The sequence below is a fragment of the Erwinia sp. S38 genome, from assembly GCF_016624545.1.
GTDB classification, from domain to species: Bacteria; Pseudomonadota; Gammaproteobacteria; order Enterobacterales; family Enterobacteriaceae; genus Erwinia; species Erwinia coffeiphila.
This window is the reverse complement of sequence record NZ_JACVTS010000028.1, coordinates 17,419-38,021: the sequence shown is the minus strand read 5'-3', so window position 1 is coordinate 38,021 and position 20,603 is coordinate 17,419. Positions and strand designations below refer to the sequence as shown.

Below are 20,603 nucleotides of genomic sequence, written 5' to 3'. Positions count from 1 at the left end.
TTTTTGTACACGGCGTGACAAATGTCACATTTTTGCCAGGCTTTTATGACTGACAAAAAGGAGATACAGATGAACTCATTTACTAATAGGGGTCAGTTTGGATATCGAAAATTATTGTACGTTAAGGTCGTTTTTTGACCTTCCTACTTTAGCTGGCCTCAGCCGACGAAACTTACCGGAAGGCGGTATCCGGTTGCTTTTCCAGATATAATCGCCTGTCAGATTGATGTGTTCCCAGCCTAGCGGGGACAAATGCGACAGCAGTTGCTCGTTGATCTTTATCCTTTTACGCTTCAGGGCATCGACCGCTCTTTCCATATAGACGGTATTCCACAGCGAGATAGCTGCCGTCAGCAGTGTCAGACCGCTGGCGCGGTAGCTCTGATTTTCCGGTTTACGATCCCTTATTTCACCCAGACGGTGCAGGAATACCGCGCGCGCCAGCGCGTTACGGGCCTCTCCTTTATTCAGTCCCGCTTGAACCCGCCGACGAAGTGCTGGATCGCGGAACCAGTCGAGCATAAACAGCGTTCGTTCAATACGGCCAATTTCTCTCAGTGCTTTGGCAAGTCCGTTTTGCTTGGGGTAGCTGGCAAGCTTTTTCAGCATCAGGGATGCCGTCACGGTTCCCTGCTTTATCGAGGTTGCCAGACGCAGCACTTCACGCCAGTGAATTTCGATCTCTTTCAGATTCAGGCTGGTTGTTGATATCAGTGACTGAAGCGCCGGGTATTGGTCAGCTTTCCCTTTGATAAACAGCTTCTTGTCGTGGAGATCCCTGATTCGCGGACAGAACGCAAAGCCTAGCAGATGCATCAGGGCAAAGACATGATCGGTGAAACCAGCGGTATCGGTGTAATGCTCCCTGATTTCCAGGTCGCTTTCGTGATACAGCAAGCCATCGAGAACATGCGTTGAATCCCTGACCCGACTGATTATGCAGGTATAAAACGGGCTGTATTGATCCGAAATATGGGTATAAAACTGACGTCCGGGCTCCTGCCCATATTTCGGGTTAACCTGCCCTGCGTAGCGGCCTGAGCTGCCTGTTCTGAAATTCTGTCCATCTGATGATGACGTTGTTCCGTCTCCCCAGAATGCCGCCAGTGGCCTTTTTCCCTGCGCATTTACCAACTCAGCAAGAGCAGCTGAATAGGTTTCGTCGCGGATGTACCATGCCTGAATATCTTCGAGTGATGATTTGGTGCTACCGGGGCAGGCTTCTGCCATTTTGGTCAGGCCAAGATTGATGCCATCCGCAAGAATGGTGGTGAGGAGCTGGCGGGTATCGGGACGGGTAATGTCATTTTTTATATGCGAAAAATGACGGGTAAACGTTGTCCAGCTGTTTACCTCGTCGAGAATTTCCGTGATTTTAGGTCGCGGTAGCATGCTGTAAACCAGTTCTGCCAGCGGTGAAACCTGCACCGGAACGCAGTTATCCAGCGGAGAGACTTTTACGCCCTTGTCAGATATTTCCACATCGGGCAGCTCACCAAGGGCAGCCATGTCATTGACCTCTTCAAGTCTGGACTGAAGCAGGGTCATACGACTGGCAATGTACTCATGATAATCAGCAGATACGGGCAGTGACAGCGCCGGTGTGAGTTTCTCAAAGTCCTTTTCGGGTATGAGGTAATCATCAAAATTTTTGTAGCGGCGCGAGCCTTTGACCCAGATATCCCCGGAACGCAACGCCCCCTTAAGCTCGCTGAGCGCACAAAATTCATAGTACTGTCGGTCAATACCCGCCGGAGTCATCACCACCTTGCGCCAGCTTTCAGGGACAAACTCAAGCGGTGCCGTCGCCGGTACTTTGCGGGACTGTTTCCGGTACATGTCTTTGATCACAACCAGCGCATCGGCCAGAGATTGCGCTGCCGGGGTGGCGACTAACTGCAAAGCGGACAACATGCGCGGGGCATATTTCCGTAATGTGCTGTATTTCTCGGTAATAATATGCAGCGGGTCAAAATTATTCTTTCTGGCGAGATAGCGTGTTTCCTCCAGACTGGCGACAAATTCAGTCCATGGCAGTATGTTTTCTATTGCGAGCCATGGATCGCCACCGCAATCACGGGCTTCAGACAGAGCCTGACCGACATCGATGTATTGCCTCAGTTTTGACTGGATAAGCTTGCCGGTCTGCTGAAGGCGCTCAGCCTGTGTTCTTTTGGCTTTACTGAACAGGCTGTTCAGCATTCGCTCATGCAGCTCAATCACTTCGTCTGTCAGTGTGGCTCTGGCTTCTTCCAGCACGCACACCAGGATCGCATGACGCCGTGCTGCTGAAAATCGGGTCAAATCCCGGCTGCTCATATTTCGGCCTTCCCGCGCCAGTTTCAGCAACCGGTTCTGGTGAATGGTACGATCGATACCCTCCGGTAATGCCAGCGATTCAATACTGTTCAGCCGATCAAGATGTTGCAGCACGTTCTTGCCATTGATTTTACCCGGCGGTTGCAGAAGCCATGTCAGCCGGGAAGGAAGATTATCTGATGACTCAAGCAAGCGATCCAGAGCATCCCTGTGAGCCGGGGTTAACGGGGCATTCAGGGTCTGAAACACGATTTTATCGCCGCCAGCCATGGCCTCCGCACAGGTGCGCTCCACGACATTAATCGCGGGGGTTATCACGTTGTTCTGCCGGAGCCAGACCAGCAGTTCTTCGGCCAGGAGAATACCTTTATCGGTACGCGTCGCCATCGGCAGCAGGTGTGTAATACAGTCCTGCTGTATTTTGCCGGTGAACGCTTTTACGCCAAGATAGCGGTACAGCTCGGTTAAATGCTCACGTCGCGTGGTTTCCCTGCCGGAAAGGTAAGCTGGCCAGAGATCCACGGTGAGTTTTAGCCTGCTGGCGATATGCTTCAGCAGCGCATCAGAGGGTGGAATTTTTTTATCCGGGGCAAAGCCGACATTTTTCAGGTAGCAAAGCAGGACGGCAAAACCAAAACGGCTGGCGGGTTTACGGTGAGCACCGATAAGCGCCAGGTCATGTTCACTGAAATACGCCATTCGGGTCAGCGTTAACTCATCGTCTGGTAATGCCAGTAATGATTCTCTTTCCGACAGCGAAAGGATCTGCCTCCGTGCCATATAGTTTCCTTATAAATTATTTTGTGCGGTATTTTTAACAAAAGTAGTTATCGCATAAGGGTACACCCTGACGCCATAATCAAAACGTGACGGCACACGATGAATGACATAACCTATATGCGATAGATTAAATGCAATAACCTAAATGCGATAACGCGGTGGAAAAATGTTCATCAGAGCTTATTTGAGGGCATCGACGGAAGATCAGTTCGCCGATCGGGCAAAAGAGATGCTGGAGCGGTTCGTTCAGAAACGGGGGCATAAAATCGCCAGCTACTACCGGGAGAATATCAGCGGGACAAAACTTGACCGCCCGGAGCTGGGACGCTTACTGATGGACAGTCATCGCAATGATATCTTGCTGGTCGAGCAGATAGACCGCCTGACCCGTCTGAGTAACAGCGACTGGATGACGCTGAAAAAGCAGATAGAACACCATGAGCTGCGGATTGTCAGTCTTGATGTGCCCACATCATGGCAGGCACTGTCAGATAAAGACCCTTCGCAGGCCGACCCGATCACCCGCGCAGTAATAACTGCCATCAATAACATGCTTATCGACCTGATGGCCGCAATGTCTCATAAGGACTGGCTGAGCCGCCGCCAGCGCCAGAAGCAGGGAATTGAGCGGGCACATTCGCTCGGTAAATACCGTGGTAAGCAGGCTGACCTGGAGCGTCACCAGAAAGTGCTGTACTACCGACAGGTCAAGAAACTGAGCATTCGCGAAACAGCTGATGCAACAGGTTACAGTACTTCTCAGGTTTGCAGAATACAATCTATTTATAAAAAAGAGGATATAAATGAAATCTAATATTCATTCTCTTTCTAGAATGGCATTTATTTAACATATTCATGTTACAGCCAATTAACTGGCTACTATGAAACAGGTGAATAATGGGGAAATAAAATAGTTAAATATTTTTATCTTCGATATCTGTTTACTGTATTTTCAAATAAAGCTATATATCAAAAATATCTGGCGAACCTGTTCCCGCCAGATACTTATATCTCATTAATTTTTTACATAGTTTTGACTATTGTACTGGCATCAGATACTCGATCATCCCGCTTTTCTTACCCAGCCAGTCGTAAAGACGTTGTCCACGCAGGTTTGTTTCGTGTGTGTGCCAGTAAAGCCTTGAAACATGACGTTTTCTTGCTTTTACCTGTACATGCTCGATGAGCCGTTTACCAATATGCTTACCCCGGATCTCCTGAGCTACATAGAGATCTTCCAGATAACAATACTCCGTTTCAGCCCATGTAGAACGATGAAACAGATAATGTACCAGCCCAACAATTTCGCCCTGATATTTTGCCACCAGACAAAACACAGGCTCAACGGGATTTAAAAACCTCTCCCAGGTTAATCTGGTCACATTATCAGGAATATCTACGCGATAAAACTCCTGATATTTTATCCACAAAGGAAACCATTGGAAATAATCATCTTCTGTTACTGCCTGAATACTTATTTCAGGTGATTTAAGCGCCGTATCTTTCTTATCCATATTACATCCTCATTTTCTCATATATTACCCATTTTTCTTTTAAGCAGATTAATTGCTATTCTGGTTCCTGAAAAGTGACACTTCTTGTATATTTATAGGATCCACTTTTGTTACGGAGGTACTGTCATTGTCAACGAGCAAACCCGTTCCGCCTTTGTTCCAGGAGCTGTTCATACAAGACGGTGTCATAAAAAATCAGGTATACAACGTTATCCGTGATGCCATTCTCCAGGGGCGTTTACCCGCAGCAGTTCGTGTTCCTTCAAGCCGGACTCTGGCCGAAATGATGTCCATATCCCGAAATTCCGTTATTGCGGGTTATGATCGTCTGATGGATGAAGGATATCTGGTGACCCGCAGGGGATCTGGTACCTTCGTGAGCGATTGTGTTCCTGATAGCACTGTCAGTGGATATTATCAGCAGATTAAGCAGCCCAAGGAAAAACCTGCTGTGGGCAGGCTTAATTCTGATGTGACTTCATTGCGTCGGTTATGCTCTGAGAGCCAGAAAGGGAACAATGCTAAACGTCTTTTTAGTGTTGGCGTTGGTTGTACAGATCTTTTCCCCCATAATCTATGGGGACGACTGCTTGGACGAGTCTGGAGACAGTCACGACAGGAATTGGGGTTACACACCGATCCTGCCGGATATAAACCACTGCGTAAGGCTATATGTGATTATATTCAGACAACCCGGGGCGTTATTTGTCATGAAAACCAGATCATGATTGTCAGCGGTATCCAGCAGGCTGTTAATATCACGGCACAGGCATTACTTTCACAGGGGAGTGAGGTGTGGCTTGATGATCCCGGATATAACGGGGCCCGTGGAGCTTTTACCGCTGCTGGCGCTGTTGTCAGGCCAGTAAAGGTCGATATTAACGGAATGGATATTCATGATGGTATCAAACATTATCCGGAGGCCCGGCTGGTTTACACAACGCCGTCCCACCAGTTTCCCCTGGGAGGAACCCTCAGCCTCGCACGCAGGCTGGCTCTTCTGGACTGGGCTGAAGCTAATCAGGCATGGATTTTTGAAGATGACTATAACAGTGAGTTTCGGTATACGGCCCGCTCATTACAGGCGTTGCAGGGTCTTGATAAGCACGATCGTGTCATCTATGCAGGAACCTTCTCTAAAATGATGTACCCGGAGTTTCGATTGGGCTTCCTTATCATTCCTCAGGCATTGCAGGAACAGTTTATTACCAGCAAGTATTTTTCTGTTCTTTGCACGGGTTACCTGGAACAGGCTGTTCTGGCTCGTTTCATCAGTGAAGGACATTATGCCTGCCATGTACGGCGGATACGTAAAGCCTGCCACGAACGTAAGAGCGCACTCACTGCAGCAATCGAACATTATCTACCGGGTAAAATGACTGTACATTCCTCCGACTCAGGTATTCATCTGGTTTGCTGGCTGAATGATGGCATCAGTGGAAAAGAGATAGAGGCAAAGGCCAACCAGCTTGGTATGGGAATACAGTCTTTTGAACGCTACTGCCAGCGTTCCCTGCCCGACAAAGGGGTCCTGCTTGGTTTTGCTAACCATTCCCCACAGGAACTGTGGGACGGGATACGCCAACTTTCACAGATAATTTGATCCCCCGGCCATTTTGCGGTGAAGTCATTACTTCTCCATTAAACCGAAGTAATAATGCGGGCCAGTACGTGCACCGCTGACTCCATGTCAGCCAGGGAAAAATCGCCCAACCCCAGGATGAGTCCGGGTCGTTTCCGGGCTATTGAGAAAGTAGAGGAAACGGGCCGGACCGCTACACCTGCAGCCAGCGCAGCGGTGGCTGTCTTGCGATCATCAATGTCTTCCGACAACCATAAAACCATATGCATACCCTGGTCTCCGGGTTGTAACCATCCCCGTGTTGCAGGTATATGACGTTGAATCATCTCAACAAGCTGGTCACGCCGCTCCGCATAGATCCCGCGAATACGACGGATATGGCGGTCCAGATGGCCTTCACGGATGAATGCTGCGAGTACATGCTGGTCAGCGCTGGGGGGGTGGCGATCCATCAGGATTCTTGCGCCACAAAATGCAGTTTCCAGCCCTTTTGGCACGATAGCGTAACCCAGACGTAATGAGGGGAACAGGATTTTACTGAATGTACCGAGGTAAATTACACGGGAAGGAGCCAGCCCCTGTAGTGACGGAAAGGGGTGACCTGCATAGCGCAGTTCACTGTCATAATCATCCTCGACAATCCAGCTATGATGGTCATTCGCCCAGCGGACCAGGGCATTTCGTCGGGACATACTCATCGGCATTCCCAGGGGATACTGATGCGATGGTGTGACAAAAGCGACCCTGGCATCCGGTGCCAGCCTGATGCCGGTTTCGACCTGGATCCCTTCTGCATCGACCGGAACACGAACCATGGAACTCTCGTCTCCGGCACTTTCAAGTATGGCAGTGAGCCCCCTGTAAGCCGGATCCTCAACCCATACCTGATCACCCTTTTCCAGAAAAAGCTGACAACAAAGATAAAGTGCCTGCTGTATCCCGCTGGTAATAATGACCTGCTCAGGTTCGCAGCGCACAGAACGTGATCGCCGGACGTATTCCGCAACGGCCTCCCGAAGGGCAGATGTGCCTTGTGGATCATCATATCCTGAAGGTGCACCAGGTCCCCGTGCCCGGATGCGGTTTCCCAGTTTACGCCAGGCATCTTCAGGAAGGGCAAGCCCCTGAGGAACCGATACTGCAAAAGGAACCTGAGGTAGCGGAGAAAACTCGTCATATACCTTCGCAAAGGTTGTTGCACGGGCTGGCGGAATAGAATTCAAGTCAGAGAAAGCAGATTCCCTGACGGAACGGCTGTGGGAACTGTCTGCCAACGAACGGGCTACACAGGTACCTGAAGCCGGTTTCGTCTCAAGTACCCCCTCAGCATGTAACTGTTCAAATGCGCCGATAACCGTTCCTCTGGCAATTCCCATGTAGTTTTTCGGGCGGGTGATGCTTATATCTCTCCGCAATGGTTCCCGAGTAAACATGAATTTCATAAACAGGTTCCCAGCTGGAATTATCAGGTTGTACATGCGTACGGGCGAGTAACCATTCGTGATGATGAGCGCTATGTGCGGGGGCTTGTAGCCCGTCTGACCCGTATACATGAAGCGTTTCAGGCAGATCCCTGGAAAATGACTGACGGTCCCAGGGATTATATTAATGCGATGTTGAAAGCAATTGTGGGGATAGAAATTGAAATTACTCGGCTGACAGGAAAGTCAAAACTCAGTCAGAACAAAGAAAACAGGGATGTAGAAGGGGCGGGAAACGGCCTAAAAGAAAGGGGAGCACACTTGATCGGTGATGCCATGCTGGCAGTAGTCGCTGGCCGGAATAAAAAGAAATAGGAGGTAATAACATGGCATCGGTTGTTATTGTGGGGGCAGGACATAGCGGGATCAGAACCGCAGCAGCATTACGCAAACATGGTTGGTCAGGAAATATTGATATTTTCGGTAATGAGGGAGAAATACCTTATGACCGTCCGCCTCTATCTAAGGCTGTTCTGCTGGGAACCAAATCAGTTGAAGCATGCCGTTTCTTCCCTGCTGATTGGTATGAAAATAACAATATTGCCCTCCACCCGGGAGAACCGGTGGTGGATATTAATCGCGCAAAATGTGAAGTTGTGCTGACTCAGGGAAAAACTGTTTCCTATAACACGTTGATTCTGGCTACCGGTTCTTCACCAAATCCCCTCTCTTTACCGGGGGCTGAATTAGAAAATGTCTGGCCACTGAGAACATTGTCCCATGCCCGCGCAGTTGCGGCCTGCCTGCAAGCGGGTAAACGTATTGTGATCATTGGCGCTGGTATCATTGGTCTGGAGGTGGCAGCGGCAGCCATCACCAAAGGATGTTCCGTACAAGTACTTGAGAGAGGACCTCAGGCGATGAGTCGAAGTCTGCCATCTCTGGTATCGGCTGCACTTATCACCGAACATATGAAAAAAGGTGTACGTTTTTATTTTAACACGCAGGTTGCGCAACTTGAAGGTGAAGTTTCGGTAGATTCCATAAGATTAACAACAGGTGAAATTCTTCCCTGCGATGTTGTGATCTATGGCCTGGGAGTCACTCCAAATACCGGGCTGGCCAGTAAAGCAGGACTGCCTGTTGATAACGGTATCAGAACAAATATCCATCTTCAGACTCCTGATCCGCATATTTTTGCCTGTGGTGATGTGTGTTGTTATGACAGTGAACGTTATGGTCAACCTTTACGTACAGAGAACTGGCGTAATGCGGAAGAGCAGGCAGATGTGGTTGCCAGAAATGTACTGGACCAGCAGGTACCGTTTGATGCGGTTCCCTGGTTCTGGAGCAATCAGTATGACTTTACCCTTCAGGTAGCAGGGCTGCCAACAGTCGGAGTGGAGATTGATGAACGCCCGGTTGGGAATTCCAGGCTTTTTTATTCCTACAACAAACACGGACTGTGTGGTGTGAATGGTCTGGGATCGGTACGTGATATTGCGTCCCCAATCAGGGAATACAGAGAAACGCGAGCAGCATATTAAATTTATTTTACAGTAAAATGGAGAAACAGATGATGTTTACAGGTTTGAGTGCTTTTCCGTTAACACCAGTCAATAATGAGAAAGTGGATGAGCAGGGCTTTCTGCATATTATGAAACGACTGGTTGACGCTGGGGTCGATTCTGTCGGCGTACTGGGTTCAACAGGTAGTTATGCTTATTTGTCCCGCGAACAGCGTGCCATGGTGGTACGTCATGCCGTTGAAAACGCTGAAGGGATCCCGGTAATGGCTTGCATTGGTGCGGTAAGCACCACACAGGTATTGCATCTGGCGGATGATGCCCAGCAGGCCGGAGCTAAAGCGTTGTTATTACCGCCTGTGTCGTACCAGAAACTGACGGATGATGAAGTGTATGGGTTATACGAGAGCGTGACACAGCATTCATCGGTGCCAGTTTGTGTGTATGACAATCCTGGAACCACCCATTTCACTTTCTCTGATGACTTACATGCCAGGATTGCCTCCCTGCGAGGTATTGCATCAATAAAGATCCCGGGAGTGCCGGCAGAGATGAATCAGGCGATATCCCGTGTTGAACGGCTCCGGGAAAAATTGCCCGACGGTATAACTATTGGCGTCAGTGGTGATGCATTTGCCGGTTTTGGGCTTAATGCTGGTTGTGAATGTTGGTATTCAGTCTGTGGTGGTTTGTTTCCCCGTGAGGCGAAAGCGATTACTGATGCGGCTGTCCGGGGAGAAAAAAAGCGGGTTACTGAGCTGACTGAACGACTGGCGCCCCTCTGGGCGTTGTTTAGCAAACATGGTGGAAGTATTCGTGTTATGGCGGCGGCAGCTACGTTGCTGGGGTTGACGAAAGAGGATTGTTTACCCCTCCCGCTGAGAGGATTGACCCGGGAAGATCGGGATGAAGTGGCGTTGGTAATGTCTGAACTTAATCTGAAGTAATATCATCAGATAAAATACTCTCTCGGGCTGCACGGAACCAGAGCTGTATAAAGATTGTTACCGTCACAGCGCTTTTCTTTATCTGCGCATACTTTACATCCGGAAAAATTAACACCGTCAAAGTATTCATATGATGAAATCAAAAGAAAATTTGCAGGCAGCATCGCTATCATCCCCTTTAACTCAGCCCCGCCATGACATGCACAATCAGTGGCCCCGCGCAGAAAGCGTAGATGACTTCCGTGAGAATCTTGCCGCAGTAAAATTGAGAATCGAGGCAGCCTGCCAGCGCTCAGGGCGCTCAGCAGACGAAGTCAGGCTTCTTCCTGTCAGCAAAACTATGGACGCTGCTCACATCAGACTGGCTTGCGCAGCAGGTTGTACTGAACTGGGTGAAAATAAAGTTCAGGAAGCATGGAGAAAGGCTCAGTCGCTGGCCGATATATCAGGGCTGAGATGGTCGGTGATCGGACATCTACAGTCTAATAAAGCAAAGCTGGTTGCAAAATTTGCATCTGAGTTTCAGGCACTGGATAGCCTGCATGTTGCTGAAGTGCTCGATCGCCGGCTTCATACTGAGAGCCGGGCACTTGACGTTTTTGTCCAGGTTAATACCTCATGCGAGCCCAGCAAATATGGCCTGCCTGCAGAAGATGTTGACGCTTTTATGCGCCAGATTAAAACTTATGAAAACCTGCGTGTTCGGGGACTGATGACCCTCGCTGAGTTTACCAGTGATGCCGGGCGCGTCAGAGCATGTTGTAAACGGCTGCGTCAACTTCGCGATGAGCTTTCAGAATCACACGGAGCAATGGCACTTTCGATGGGTATGTCCGGAGATTTTGAGATTGCCATTGAGGAAGGTGCCACGGTCGTACGAGTCGGACAGGCGATATTTGGTGCGCGCCTGCGGCCTGATGGTTTTTATTGGCCCGGTTAGAGAGAGAAAAATGTTTGATCGCCCGGGAGCTTACAGAGACGTTATATCCGTTCAGTCATAGGTCATTTATGGCAGCATCGGTAACAGCTTCGCTTTACCGGCGCTCAGCCGATATGGCTTTTGTGTTGTAGGTGTGCTCACAGTTTTACTGAACAACATGCCCGGTTAGGCTGGGAGCATATCAATTTGACAGGAGACTATATTGCGAAAAACAACCGGATACCGGCTTCCGGTAAGTTTTGTTGGCTAAGACCAGCTAAAGTAAGAAGGTCAAAAAACACCCTTAACGTACAATAATTTTCTATATCCAAACTGACCCCTATCAGATTGTTCAGCTGACTCTCTGCCGTGAAGAAGTCACCGTTCTGCAGGTAACTTCTGATGCGCAGCAGCTGCGCCTCGCGTTCCGGGTAATCCACCCTGCCTGCACCGGCGGCGGTCAGTGCCGCCTGAAGAGGCTCAGGCAGCTGTGCGGTGTTGATGCCCTGATTCATGGTCTGCTTCCTCTGCTGTATTGACGTTACTGCGGCCGTGACTGTTTTATCCACAGAAACGGGGGATAAAAACTGTATAACCGGCAGCAGGCACTGAACTGACCGCGCAGTGACAGAAAGTACGGTAAAAGTCACACTGGTAAATAATTACCCGCGCAATTACCGTTTCGTCGTTCTGGCATGATCCGACTTCTGCCTGATTTACCGGTTTCCGGAAGCGTACCACGCTGTCAGGGCACAGCAAAGCCCCGGCAGGCAGCCCGCACCGGCAGGCCTGACACTACATATGGTGCCTGAAGCAGCTGACAGAACCACTACATACAGTGTTGTGCGCAGAAAACCGCCGCCGGGAGGGGAAGATCCGCTTCCTGGGGTTTTCGGATCTGCGCTGCAAAGAGAGAGAAAGAAAAGTGATTTAAAATTAGTCGCGCTTAATCACTCCTGATATGATTACTTCCAGATAAGTACTAATCATACCAGCAATGATAATTCACAAATGACACTTAAGAATACTATGACAGACAAAGCGCCCGGACTGAATATTCACGGCGGACTGCCGAAGACGGCTGAAACTGCACGCCGGACATCGCCCCTACAGAAACGGATACTTATCGTGCTGGCCGCCCTGAGCCAGAAAAGGCCGGGTCCGGTGGCCATCAGTGATCTGAAGAACATGCTGGAACGTGGTTCCGTTCAGCCCGTTTATGCAAATAACCTGCGTGGTTCCTGCAAACGGATGAACGCCGCAGGCTGGCTGCGTATCCTGCGTGCTCCTAATCTGCAGCTGGCAGTTGAACTCACTGATTCCGGAGCTGATGTCGCCTTACCGCTTTTAAACAGCGAGCTGGAAGCCGTGCAGGCACAGCTTCGCGCAGCCGGTGTCCGTGTGCTGCATGAACGGTCGGAGAGCAGTTACCGCCCGGTACATAACATCATGCTCGACGGCAGAGAATATGCCGTGTGGCGGGGCGATTTCGTTGTCCGCCTCGATGGCACGACCTGCCTGCAGCTGTGGCACCGTGACGGCAGGAGAACGGTATTCAACGGCGATCCCGTGCAGGTAGCTGAATGGTATCAGACCTGTTTTGAAGCGGGCCTGCCGGTGAGGTGCCAGGTGAATCAGGGACTGGAGCCGCAGGATGAAAAATCACAGTGATCGTGACATTAATCTGAGAGAACAGCATGCACACATGTAATAAATTTCGGTCGACGGAGAGATATAATGGATAGTTTAATCACGATGTCTATAGTCCCATTTATGGCTATGATTGTTGTATACTTTTTCCTTGCTTTAGCAGATGACTTAAATCCGAACAAGAAACGTGACCGGACTGATACGAAATCTGAAACTTCTGGAGAAAAACTGCCGTCAGTTCCTGAAATGCAGGGAGCAACTTCATCACATGAAAAACGTAATGTATCAACTCACTTAGTAAACTCACCTGACTTGTCTGAAAGTATTATACGAACACTGGACAGAACAATTGAGCAACTGCTGAAAGGTGACACGGATGATGTATCACGTGAACGACTGATTAAAGATATTGTTCGCTGCCGTAATATACTGTCCGGTGCGATAATCATGAAAAAATGAAATAGTGGGTAGGAGTTTGGACATCGGAAAATTTTGTTCGTCATGCGCATTTTTCAACCAACTCAGGTACGTAATGGATTGATTTGGTGTCGGTGGCTGTCGCTTTTAAGTGCTACCGAAAAGCAGATAGTGCATCTGGGTATGGTTAAAATGAAGATAGAAAGGCGATTCCGTGAGTTTTTTCACACTGATTTCTGCTCAGAATAACAGCCAATGAAAAGCTGTCAGATTTTCTCGAACTCAGTTTTTTTTATTTCATCATCGTTTCAGGAGATAAATGTGAGTAAAAAACAGTACGGGTCTGATTCATTATTTAAATATATGAATAGTACGTACATCTGTTGTTTAACCAGGCAACAAACCATTCGTGGTTCTGAAATTAAAGATTTTAATGACCCGTTTGATTGCACCTTAAAATTAGACAGAATCGATTTATCTGCGTTTGAAGACTTCCTGAAGTCAACAGGGACAACGAAAGAAGAATTTAAATTTCGTGTGCAAGAAGCAAAAGCCATTACTTTTAACCTTATAGAACATGTAGAGACGGGACTGAAAAAAGAAATAAGTAATCTTTTTGTTATCTGTCTCACATCAGATCCTTATAACAGGCTGATGTGGTCCCATTATGCTGACAGTCACAAGGGTGTCATGGTAGAGTTAAATCCACGTTTCTGTAAAACCGATCCATTTGAAGTATCCTACACTGGTAACGGATATGATAACGAAGCAAACAAACTGGTAAGTTCTGCTGCATGTGATTTTTTAATCAATCCTTTCGGCGAAGCGGATTCGGGTGAAAGTGACCGTGCAGTCATTTTTTCTCAGCGACTGAAGATGTTAGCCAATAAGTTTATATTCACAAAACATGAGGACTGGAAATATGAAAAAGAGTTGAGGATCGCTTTCAGGAAAGAAGAGGGAACGGGTGAAGATGGACGTTATCTGCCTCTCGGGAAAGGGGCTGTAAGGTCAGTTACATTTGGTGCGAGAATGGAAGATTCACGTGCGGAAGAACTAAAACAAATAATCCATGAGGATGATCCTTCCATAAAAATTTATCGTAACACAATAAACGGGTGGGACCTGCTCCCTGTGGTTTACTGAACTAAAACATTCTCTTTCCCAGGACATCGAGAAACACGGGAAACCACACCGCGTCGCTGCCACTGAACTCGTGGCTACTCAGATGGTGGAATGGTTGCGGGTGATTTACCACGTGCAGCAAGCCATTCCCTGCGCCTTACCAGCCAGGCCTGAAACGCCGCCGTACTTTCGACCCTGTAGATATCTTTACGCTTCCAGGCCATGATCGGGCCAGCTTTCTCTGGTTTTCCCAGAAACTCTGATATCGCTTTTTCAGTCCAGAGCCGTTCTTTAAGGCCTTTTTTGCTGATCCAGGTATCATGCCATTCGCCGCTTGCTCTGACGGGGGTCCGCTTGGAAGACGGAAAATATCCTACGTTAAGCCTGTTTTTTGAGCAGGCCTGACGGACAGCTACCTTATTTAGAACTCAGCAATGTTAGTGTATTGTTAAATACCAAAATGACTAACTGTGCTGGAAGTAGAGAATGCATACGAAATACGTTTTCATTAACACTGTTGCACCTGTAGAAGATTTCTGCCGTTTACGCGTCATATCCGGCTTAACGCCTCGTCCTCTGGATGCTGCTAAACGCGCACTTCCTGGTAGCTGTTACGGGGTTCATATTGAGTATGCTGGGCTAATTGTCGGAATGGGGCGCATCATCGGCGATGGAGCCTTGAACTTTGAGATTGTCGATATTGCTGTTGATCCGGATCACCAAGGAAACGGTCTTGGTCGCAAGATTATGCAGAATTTAATGTCTTGGTTTGAAAAGCATGTGTCACCAGGTGCCTATATTACTCTCGTAGCCGACGTCCCGGAGCTGTATGAAAAATTCGGTTTTAAAAACGTTCGCCCAGCAAGCGAAGGTATGGCATTGGTTTGGGCTGGACTGGGCTGGGCTGGCAATGACCAATCTACCCTCTCTTGAATAATATACGGTACTGCTAGCAACGTCCGCTCTTGGCACACAGCGGACCGTCCAGCTGAGAACTAAGTGTCATTACTGGGGGCAGTTTGAATATCGAAAATTATTGTACGTTAAGAGCATAATTTAACCAATCTAGTTCAAAATACTAGCCACGCTGCGTGTAGCGTGGGAGTAGCCCCTACTGCGATAATGCAGCCGTACAATATTGTACGTTTCCCAAACGCAGCCCAGCACTTTGGACAAACATTCGATTCTCTCTTTTCTTGCCGTCGATGCGGAGTGAATGTTTATTGTCCTTCATTCCTGACAGTTGACAGACATAAGCGTTTCAGATGTGACGCTAATCACATCGAATCAATCGTTTTGTTTGTGAAATAGATCACTCATCGCAATGAAACACAGACTAACCACAATGAAACACATCATTTTATTTCATTGATTTTATTAGATTAAAAAAACTGGCACGCAAATTGCTTTATGAATAGCAACTGATTCAATTTTTATTGGAAATTAAAGATGAGTGAGAATGCTATGCAGCTGAAAGCAGAATTCGTAATCGCAAACAAAAGTGGTCTTCACACCAGGCCAGGCGCGGTACTGGTTAATATCGCAAAAAAATATGACAGCGAAATTACTATTACCAATCTGACATCACAGGGCAAACCAGCCAATGCCAAAAGCCTGATGAAATTGATGACATGCGGAATTAAATGCGGTCACAAAATTCTTATCACCCTTGAAGGTGAAGATGCTGAGCATGCACTGGCAGCGATCAGTGAAGGTATTGATAGTGGACTTGGCGAATAACTCTCCAGACTGAGAACTGACCATGACTAAAGTCGCTTTAATATGTGGTACAGGAGCATCCAGCAGTTTTATGGCGGTGAAATTGCGGGCTGCTGTGAAGGACAAAGGACTACATATTGAAGTGTCGGTATGCCCTGAAACATCGCTAACCAAAGATATTGAGACCTACGACCATATTTTAATCGGGCCTCATCTTTCTTTTCTCGAGGAAGACCTTCCCTCCCGGTATCACCTGAAAGGGAAACTAACAGTCATCCCGTACTACATATACGCAACTATGGACGGTGATCAGTTACTTCAATTAATAACTGACAACCAATAACTCTGATACGGACTTAAGAATACAAACCAACCTTAAAAAGGTAAAAAACAATGAGTTCATCACCGAATACCTTACAATTAAAGATTCAAAAACTGGGTGCATTCCTCAGCGGAATGGTCATGCCGAATATCGGTGTGTTCATTGCCTGGGGTATCATCACCGCTCTGTTTATTCCAACCGGCTGGTATCCGAATGAATATCTGGCCAAGCTCGTTGGTCCAACCATCACTTATCTGTTACCCGTTCTGATTGGTTACACCGGTGGTCATGCAGTTCATGGCCGCCGGGGTGGGGTCATCGGTGCGCTGGCAACCATGGGAGTTGTAATCGGTTCATCTGTAACCATGCTGATTGGCGGTATGGTGATGGGGCCACTGGCGGCATGGATCATGAAGAAGTTTGATGGCTGGTTGGTTGGACGCGTCAAGCCCGGCTTTGAAATGCTGGTTGATAACTTTAGTATCGGTATCATCGGCGGGATCCTGATGATAATTGGCTATGCGGCCGTTGAACCCATCTTCTCCATGATCCTCGGATTTTTATCTGCCGGCGTCAACTGGGCCCTGAGCCACAGTCTGCTCCCGCTGGCGAGTATCTTCGTTGCACCCGCACAGGTTCTCTTCCTTAACAACGCCATCAACCACGGCATTATGGCTCCGCTCGGAATACAACAAGTGGTTGAACATGGTCGCTCTATCCTGTTCCTCGTGGAAGGTAACAGTGGCCCATTAGTAGGTGTGATGGTTGCTTACTGCCTGTTTGGGAAAGGCCTGGCGCGTAAGACCGCACCGGCGGCAACGATTATCGTGATGTTTGGCGGGATCGCTGAAGTCTACTTCCCGTATGTTCTGATGAAACCGAAGCTGGTTCTTGCTCCGATTCTGGGCAGTATGGTCTCCCTGTTTATCTTCCAGACCTTTGACGGGGGTACTGTCGCCGTACCTTCGCCAGGTAGTGTGATTGCATTTGCCATGATGACGCCAAAAGGTTATTTCACGGTTAACCTGGCTGGCTATTTTGCAGGGTTGATTGTCTCTGCCATTGTGGCCGGGATCCTGTTGAAACTGGATAAGTCACCTGTCGATGACGGTGAAGAATATCAGGAAGAATCTAACGCACCACACCTCGCTTCAGCTCCCGTTTCTGTCGCGGCAGCCAGTGAAAATGGGGTGACTGCGGGTGGTGAGCATCTGACAGAACGCAAAATCAACAAGATCATCGTCGCCTGCGATGCTGGTATGGGTTCGAGTGCCATGGGGGCCTCAGTCCTGAGAACGCGCGCCAAAAAAGCCATGCTGAACGTTACCGTCGCTAACGCGTCAGTCAGCAGCATTCCGGAGGACACGGATCTAGTTGTGACACACGCAGACCTTCTAAATCGGGCGCGTCAAAATAATAAAAACCCGGAAACTCAGTTTATTTCCATAAAGAATTTCATTGAAGCTAAGCAATATGACCGTGTTTTAGAACACGTACAGAAAAACGGATAATTGACGAGGAAAGTATGACGATTTTCAACGCCGAAAACATCAATCTGATCACCGACGCTGATACAGTAAAAGATGCAATCATTGTCGCTGGTAAATTACTCTCCGACAATGGCTATGTCGATGTGAAATATATTGATGCAATGCTAAAACGTGAGGGTGTTATCTCGACATATGTTGGCAACGGCGTTGCTGTTCCTCACGGCATCGCAGGGTCCGAAGGATTGATTAACAAATCCGGCATCTCTCTGATTCGTCTTCCTAAGACTATTAAGTGGAGTGATGATGATGAGGCCAGAATCGTTATCGGCATTGCAGGTAAAGATGGAACACATATGGATATTCTCGGGAAAATCGCCATGGTGTGCTCCGACGAAGATAATGTCGAGAAATTACTGAGCGCAGAATCAGCTGAAGAAATCGTGAAAATTTTCGAGGAGTATGAAGAATGAAAGCAGTACATTTCGGAGCAGGAAATATCGGGCGTGGGTTTATTGGCGACTTGCTTCACAACAGCGGCTACCATATTACATTTGTTGAAGTTGGTCAGAAAGTCGTTGACAGCCTGAACGCAACTAACTCCTACGATATTTATTTTCTCGATAAAGGATATGAGAAAAAAACGATCACTAACGTTAATGCCGTTTCTCCGGTCACGAATCCTGAAGACGTCGTAGCCTCCGTCGTGGCCGCGGATCTGATTACCACTTCTGTCTGGGCAGATAATCTGCCGAAAATTTCAGCCATTCTTGCTAAAGGGCTGAAAGCGAGAAAACTGAAAGGTATGCCGAAGGTCAACGTACTGGCCTGTGAAAATGCCCTCTACGCTTCTGATCGCTTACGGAACGAAGTTCTGAAACATACAGATATCATCACAGAAGCAGAACTGGATGCAATCGCCTGCTTCGCCAACGTTTCGGTTGACCGTCTGGCGCTGACGAATGTCAGAGAGGGTGTGGAATATCTCGATATTGATACCATGTTCGAGCTGGTCATTGAGCAGAATCGTCTGGTCGATACCAAAGCCGAACCTATTAAAGGCGCTGATTACACAGATAATCTGACAATGTACCTGGAAAGAAAACTTTATATCTGCAACTGCGGACATGCTGCGGCCGGGTATTTAGGGTTTATTAAAGGTTATCAGTATGTACAACAGGCATTTGCCGATAAAGCAATCTTTGAAGATGTCAAAGGGATGATGTACGAATCAGCCGATGCATTAATCAGAAAATTCGGCTTTGAGTTTGATGAGCTTGATTATTTTATTAAGAAGAACATTAAACGTTTCACAATGGATGTGGTGCAGGATGATATTAAGCGTGTCTGTCGCTCACCAGTCCGTAAACTTGATAAAACCGACAGACTGGTCGCACCTTGCGAATCCTATGAGTCGCTGGTCGGCGAAGTAAAATATTTACCAAAAGCGATTGCCGCAGTATTCATGTTTAAGAACAGTGAAGATGTTCAGGCGGTAGAGCTGCAGGATTATATTTCTGCACATGGGATTGAAAACGCAATTTCTCATTTCACCGGGCTGGAAAATGGTTCTTCCATTTTCAACAAAGTACTGGCTGAATTCAAAAAATTTAATCATTGAATAGAAGGATAGAAAATCATGAAATTACAACTTGCCTTAGATGACCTGGATTTGGTTAAAGCTCTGCGTATGATCGAGCTGGTTCATGACTCCATCGACATTATTGAAGTTGGTACGCCATTTGTGATCGATGAGGGGATGCGGGCTGTTCGCGAAATCAAGCGCTTCTTCCCAGAAAAAGAAGTCCTTGCCGACCTGAAAATCATGGATGCTGGCTATTATGAAGCTGAACTGGCATTCGAAGCTGGCGCTGAGTACGCCACTGTACTGGGTGTGACCGACGTTCTGACGGTAAAAGGCTGCGTCGAGGTTGCCGAAAAATATAATCGCAAAATCGTCGTCGATATGATCTGCGTCGAAGACATGCCTGGAAGAATTGCCCAGATGGAAGCCACTGGCGCCCATATTCTGGCCGTTCACACCGGGGCTGACCAGCAGGCCGCAGGACGCGAGCCAATTGACGATCTTCGCGTGATGGCTCAGCATGTTAAATCAGCTCAGATGTCTGTTGCCGGTGGCATCAGCTCACGTACTGCACAGAAATACGTTGATCTTAAACCGTCCATTCTGATTGTCGGTACCGGTATCACCCATCAGAAAGATCCGCGCGCTGAAGCTGCAGCAATCAAACAGATTATGATGGGGGCTAAATAAGATGGCTGACACCGTACTGTTATCGATTATTGAAGAACTGCAGCAGTCAGTAAAGCTGGTGAAACAGGAAGACGTTGATAATCTTGCCGATCTGATTGAAAAGTCGAACCGCATTTTTGTAGCCGGAGCGGGTCGTTCAGGTTTTATGGTTCGAGCCTTCGTCAACCGCCTGATGCACCTGGGATACACGGCCTTTTTCGTGGGTGAGCCCACCACACCATCCATACAGAAAGGGGATCTGTTAATTATCGGTTCCGGATCGGGTGAAACGGGCAGTCTTGTCACCATGGCCCGCAAAGCGGCTGATAAACAGGCAAATATTGCACTGATCACAATTTATCCTGACTCCACCATCGGTAAATTGTCTTCCACCACCATTGTCCTGCCGGGCTCCACACAAAAGAGCGCGCTTGGGACAGGCATAGTGAAAACAATCCAACCCCTGGGCTCGTTGTTCGAACAGTTGCTTCTGCTTGCCTGTGAAAGCGTCATCCTGACTATCAAGGTACATAAAAACATGACGGATGAGGAAATGTTCTCCCGACACGCCAATCTGGAGTAAGCATTACTGGAGGAGAGGCCATCATCTCCTCCGGATTC

The 20,603-nt window shown here is 48.1% G+C and carries 20 protein-coding genes and 1 pseudogene; 17 read left to right on the top strand and 4 right to left on the bottom strand.

Features of this window, described 5'->3' with window-relative positions; all coding sequences use genetic code 11:
* Positions 1-121 precede the first annotated feature (121 nt).
* Positions 122-3,099, bottom strand: a pseudogene (locus tag IBT46_RS23785) (Tn3 family transposase).
* A 166-nt stretch (positions 3,100-3,265) separates the two neighbouring features.
* Here IBT46_RS23785 and IBT46_RS23780 point away from each other — a divergent pair.
* Positions 3,266-3,913 carry a recombinase family protein gene (locus IBT46_RS23780; RefSeq protein WP_200547659.1) on the top strand — a complete coding sequence of 216 codons (648 nt, stop codon included), beginning with the start codon at positions 3,266-3,268 and terminating at the stop codon, positions 3,911-3,913.
* A 223-nt stretch (positions 3,914-4,136) separates the two neighbouring features.
* Here IBT46_RS23780 and IBT46_RS23775 read toward each other — a convergent pair whose 3' ends face one another.
* Positions 4,137-4,613: a GNAT family N-acetyltransferase gene (locus IBT46_RS23775; RefSeq protein ID WP_200547658.1), complete on the bottom strand. Its 477-nt coding sequence runs from the start codon at positions 4,611-4,613 to the stop codon at positions 4,137-4,139.
* A gap of 127 nt (positions 4,614-4,740) precedes the next feature.
* Here IBT46_RS23775 and IBT46_RS23770 point away from each other — a divergent pair, with 127 nt between their 5' ends.
* Positions 4,741-6,216 (top strand): PLP-dependent aminotransferase family protein, encoded by a 1,476-nt coding sequence (locus tag IBT46_RS23770; protein ID WP_200547657.1) that lies wholly within the window; start codon positions 4,741-4,743, stop codon positions 6,214-6,216.
* 38 nt (positions 6,217-6,254) lie between these two features.
* Here IBT46_RS23770 and IBT46_RS23765 read toward each other — a convergent pair whose 3' ends face one another.
* Positions 6,255-7,637 carry a PLP-dependent aminotransferase family protein gene (locus IBT46_RS23765; protein ID WP_370569519.1) on the bottom strand — a complete coding sequence of 461 codons (1,383 nt, stop codon included), beginning with the start codon at positions 7,635-7,637 and terminating at the stop codon, positions 6,255-6,257.
* Here IBT46_RS23765 and IBT46_RS23760 point away from each other — a divergent pair.
* The 4 genes from IBT46_RS23760 to IBT46_RS23745 all read left to right on the top strand — a co-directional run bounded on the left by IBT46_RS23760 (position 7,530) and on the right by IBT46_RS23745 (position 11,029).
* Complete coding sequence (locus IBT46_RS23760) at positions 7,530-7,991, top strand: FMN-binding negative transcriptional regulator (RefSeq protein ID WP_234480271.1); 462 nt, start codon at positions 7,530-7,532, stop codon at positions 7,989-7,991. The genes IBT46_RS23765 and IBT46_RS23760 overlap by 108 nt on opposite strands.
* Positions 7,992-8,002: 11 nt before the next feature.
* Positions 8,003-9,163 (top strand): NAD(P)/FAD-dependent oxidoreductase, encoded by a 1,161-nt coding sequence (locus IBT46_RS23755; protein WP_200547656.1) that lies wholly within the window; start codon positions 8,003-8,005, stop codon positions 9,161-9,163.
* 32 nt (positions 9,164-9,195) lie between these two features.
* Complete coding sequence (locus IBT46_RS23750; RefSeq protein WP_200547696.1) at positions 9,196-10,089, top strand: dihydrodipicolinate synthase family protein; 894 nt, start codon at positions 9,196-9,198, stop codon at positions 10,087-10,089.
* A 133-nt stretch (positions 10,090-10,222) separates the two neighbouring features.
* Entirely contained in the window at positions 10,223-11,029 is an 807-nt protein-coding gene (locus tag IBT46_RS23745) for a YggS family pyridoxal phosphate-dependent enzyme (RefSeq protein ID WP_370569523.1), read from the top strand.
* A 197-nt stretch (positions 11,030-11,226) separates the two neighbouring features.
* On the opposite strand, the gene IBT46_RS23740 is transcribed toward IBT46_RS23745, so the two are convergent.
* On the bottom strand, positions 11,227-11,523 hold the full coding sequence (locus tag IBT46_RS23740; protein WP_200547655.1) for a hypothetical protein: 297 nt from the start codon (positions 11,521-11,523) through the stop codon (positions 11,227-11,229).
* A gap of 514 nt (positions 11,524-12,037) precedes the next feature.
* Here IBT46_RS23740 and IBT46_RS23735 point away from each other — a divergent pair.
* The 11 genes from IBT46_RS23735 to hxlB all read left to right on the top strand — a co-directional run bounded on the left by IBT46_RS23735 (position 12,038) and on the right by hxlB (position 20,565).
* Positions 12,038-12,679: a hypothetical protein gene (locus tag IBT46_RS23735; protein WP_200547654.1), complete on the top strand. Its 642-nt coding sequence runs from the start codon at positions 12,038-12,040 to the stop codon at positions 12,677-12,679.
* Positions 12,680-12,745: 66 nt separating this feature from the next.
* Positions 12,746-13,117, top strand: a complete 372-nt coding sequence (locus IBT46_RS23730; RefSeq protein WP_200547653.1) for a hypothetical protein — start codon at positions 12,746-12,748, stop codon at positions 13,115-13,117.
* 279 nt (positions 13,118-13,396) lie between these two features.
* On the top strand, positions 13,397-14,221 hold the full coding sequence (locus IBT46_RS27780; RefSeq protein WP_200547652.1) for a DUF2971 domain-containing protein: 825 nt from the start codon (positions 13,397-13,399) through the stop codon (positions 14,219-14,221).
* Between the two features lie 465 nt (positions 14,222-14,686).
* On the top strand, positions 14,687-15,133 hold the full coding sequence (locus IBT46_RS23720; protein WP_200547651.1) for a GNAT family N-acetyltransferase: 447 nt from the start codon (positions 14,687-14,689) through the stop codon (positions 15,131-15,133).
* Between the two features lie 516 nt (positions 15,134-15,649).
* A complete protein-coding gene (locus IBT46_RS23715) occupies positions 15,650-15,940 on the top strand; it encodes an HPr family phosphocarrier protein (protein ID WP_200547650.1) in 291 nt (96 codons plus the stop codon).
* 22 nt (positions 15,941-15,962) lie between these two features.
* Entirely contained in the window at positions 15,963-16,262 is a 300-nt protein-coding gene (locus tag IBT46_RS23710; protein WP_200547649.1) for a PTS sugar transporter subunit IIB, read from the top strand.
* 50 nt (positions 16,263-16,312) lie between these two features.
* The gene (locus IBT46_RS23705; protein WP_200547648.1) at positions 16,313-17,752 is read left to right on the top strand and encodes a PTS mannitol transporter subunit IICB; all 1,440 of its coding nucleotides are present in this window, start codon (positions 16,313-16,315) and stop codon (positions 17,750-17,752) included.
* A gap of 14 nt (positions 17,753-17,766) precedes the next feature.
* The gene (locus tag IBT46_RS23700; protein WP_200547647.1) at positions 17,767-18,201 is read left to right on the top strand and encodes a PTS sugar transporter subunit IIA; all 435 of its coding nucleotides are present in this window, start codon (positions 17,767-17,769) and stop codon (positions 18,199-18,201) included.
* The gene (locus tag IBT46_RS23695) at positions 18,198-19,349 is read left to right on the top strand and encodes a mannitol-1-phosphate 5-dehydrogenase (RefSeq protein WP_200547646.1); all 1,152 of its coding nucleotides are present in this window, start codon (positions 18,198-18,200) and stop codon (positions 19,347-19,349) included. The genes IBT46_RS23700 and IBT46_RS23695 overlap by 4 nt, the downstream gene beginning before the upstream one ends.
* A gap of 18 nt (positions 19,350-19,367) precedes the next feature.
* Positions 19,368-20,003, top strand: a complete 636-nt coding sequence (gene hxlA / locus IBT46_RS23690) for a 3-hexulose-6-phosphate synthase (protein ID WP_047368025.1) — start codon at positions 19,368-19,370, stop codon at positions 20,001-20,003.
* Between the two features lies 1 nt (position 20,004).
* The gene (hxlB, locus tag IBT46_RS23685) at positions 20,005-20,565 is read left to right on the top strand and encodes a 6-phospho-3-hexuloisomerase (protein ID WP_200547645.1); all 561 of its coding nucleotides are present in this window, start codon (positions 20,005-20,007) and stop codon (positions 20,563-20,565) included.
* Positions 20,566-20,603: the final 38 nt, after the last annotated feature.

Bases quoted from the DNA above. Each gene is read 5' to 3' on its own strand.
- IBT46_RS23780 (WP_200547659.1), top strand. From the start codon at position 3,266: ATGTTCATCAGAGCTTATTTGAGGGCATCGACGGAAGATCAGTTCGCC.
- IBT46_RS23775 (WP_200547658.1), bottom strand. From the start codon at position 4,613: ATGGATAAGAAAGATACGGCGCTTAAATCACCTGAAATAAGTATTCAG.
- IBT46_RS23765 (WP_370569519.1), bottom strand. From the start codon at position 7,637: ATGAAATTCATGTTTACTCGGGAACCATTGCGGAGAGATATAAGCATC.
- IBT46_RS23755 (WP_200547656.1), top strand. From the start codon at position 8,003: ATGGCATCGGTTGTTATTGTGGGGGCAGGACATAGCGGGATCAGAACC.
- IBT46_RS23750 (WP_200547696.1), top strand. From the start codon at position 9,196: ATGTTTACAGGTTTGAGTGCTTTTCCGTTAACACCAGTCAATAATGAG.
- IBT46_RS23745 (WP_370569523.1), top strand. From the start codon at position 10,223: ATGAAATCAAAAGAAAATTTGCAGGCAGCATCGCTATCATCCCCTTTA.
- IBT46_RS23740 (WP_200547655.1), bottom strand. From the start codon at position 11,523: ATGAATCAGGGCATCAACACCGCACAGCTGCCTGAGCCTCTTCAGGCG.
- IBT46_RS23735 (WP_200547654.1), top strand. From the start codon at position 12,038: ATGACAGACAAAGCGCCCGGACTGAATATTCACGGCGGACTGCCGAAG.
- IBT46_RS23730 (WP_200547653.1), top strand. From the start codon at position 12,746: ATGGATAGTTTAATCACGATGTCTATAGTCCCATTTATGGCTATGATT.
- IBT46_RS23720 (WP_200547651.1), top strand. From the start codon at position 14,687: ATGCATACGAAATACGTTTTCATTAACACTGTTGCACCTGTAGAAGAT.
- IBT46_RS23715 (WP_200547650.1), top strand. From the start codon at position 15,650: ATGAGTGAGAATGCTATGCAGCTGAAAGCAGAATTCGTAATCGCAAAC.
- IBT46_RS23710 (WP_200547649.1), top strand. From the start codon at position 15,963: ATGACTAAAGTCGCTTTAATATGTGGTACAGGAGCATCCAGCAGTTTT.
- IBT46_RS23705 (WP_200547648.1), top strand. From the start codon at position 16,313: ATGAGTTCATCACCGAATACCTTACAATTAAAGATTCAAAAACTGGGT.
- IBT46_RS23700 (WP_200547647.1), top strand. From the start codon at position 17,767: ATGACGATTTTCAACGCCGAAAACATCAATCTGATCACCGACGCTGAT.
- IBT46_RS23695 (WP_200547646.1), top strand. From the start codon at position 18,198: ATGAAAGCAGTACATTTCGGAGCAGGAAATATCGGGCGTGGGTTTATT.
- hxlA (WP_047368025.1), top strand. From the start codon at position 19,368: ATGAAATTACAACTTGCCTTAGATGACCTGGATTTGGTTAAAGCTCTG.
- hxlB (WP_200547645.1), top strand. From the start codon at position 20,005: ATGGCTGACACCGTACTGTTATCGATTATTGAAGAACTGCAGCAGTCA.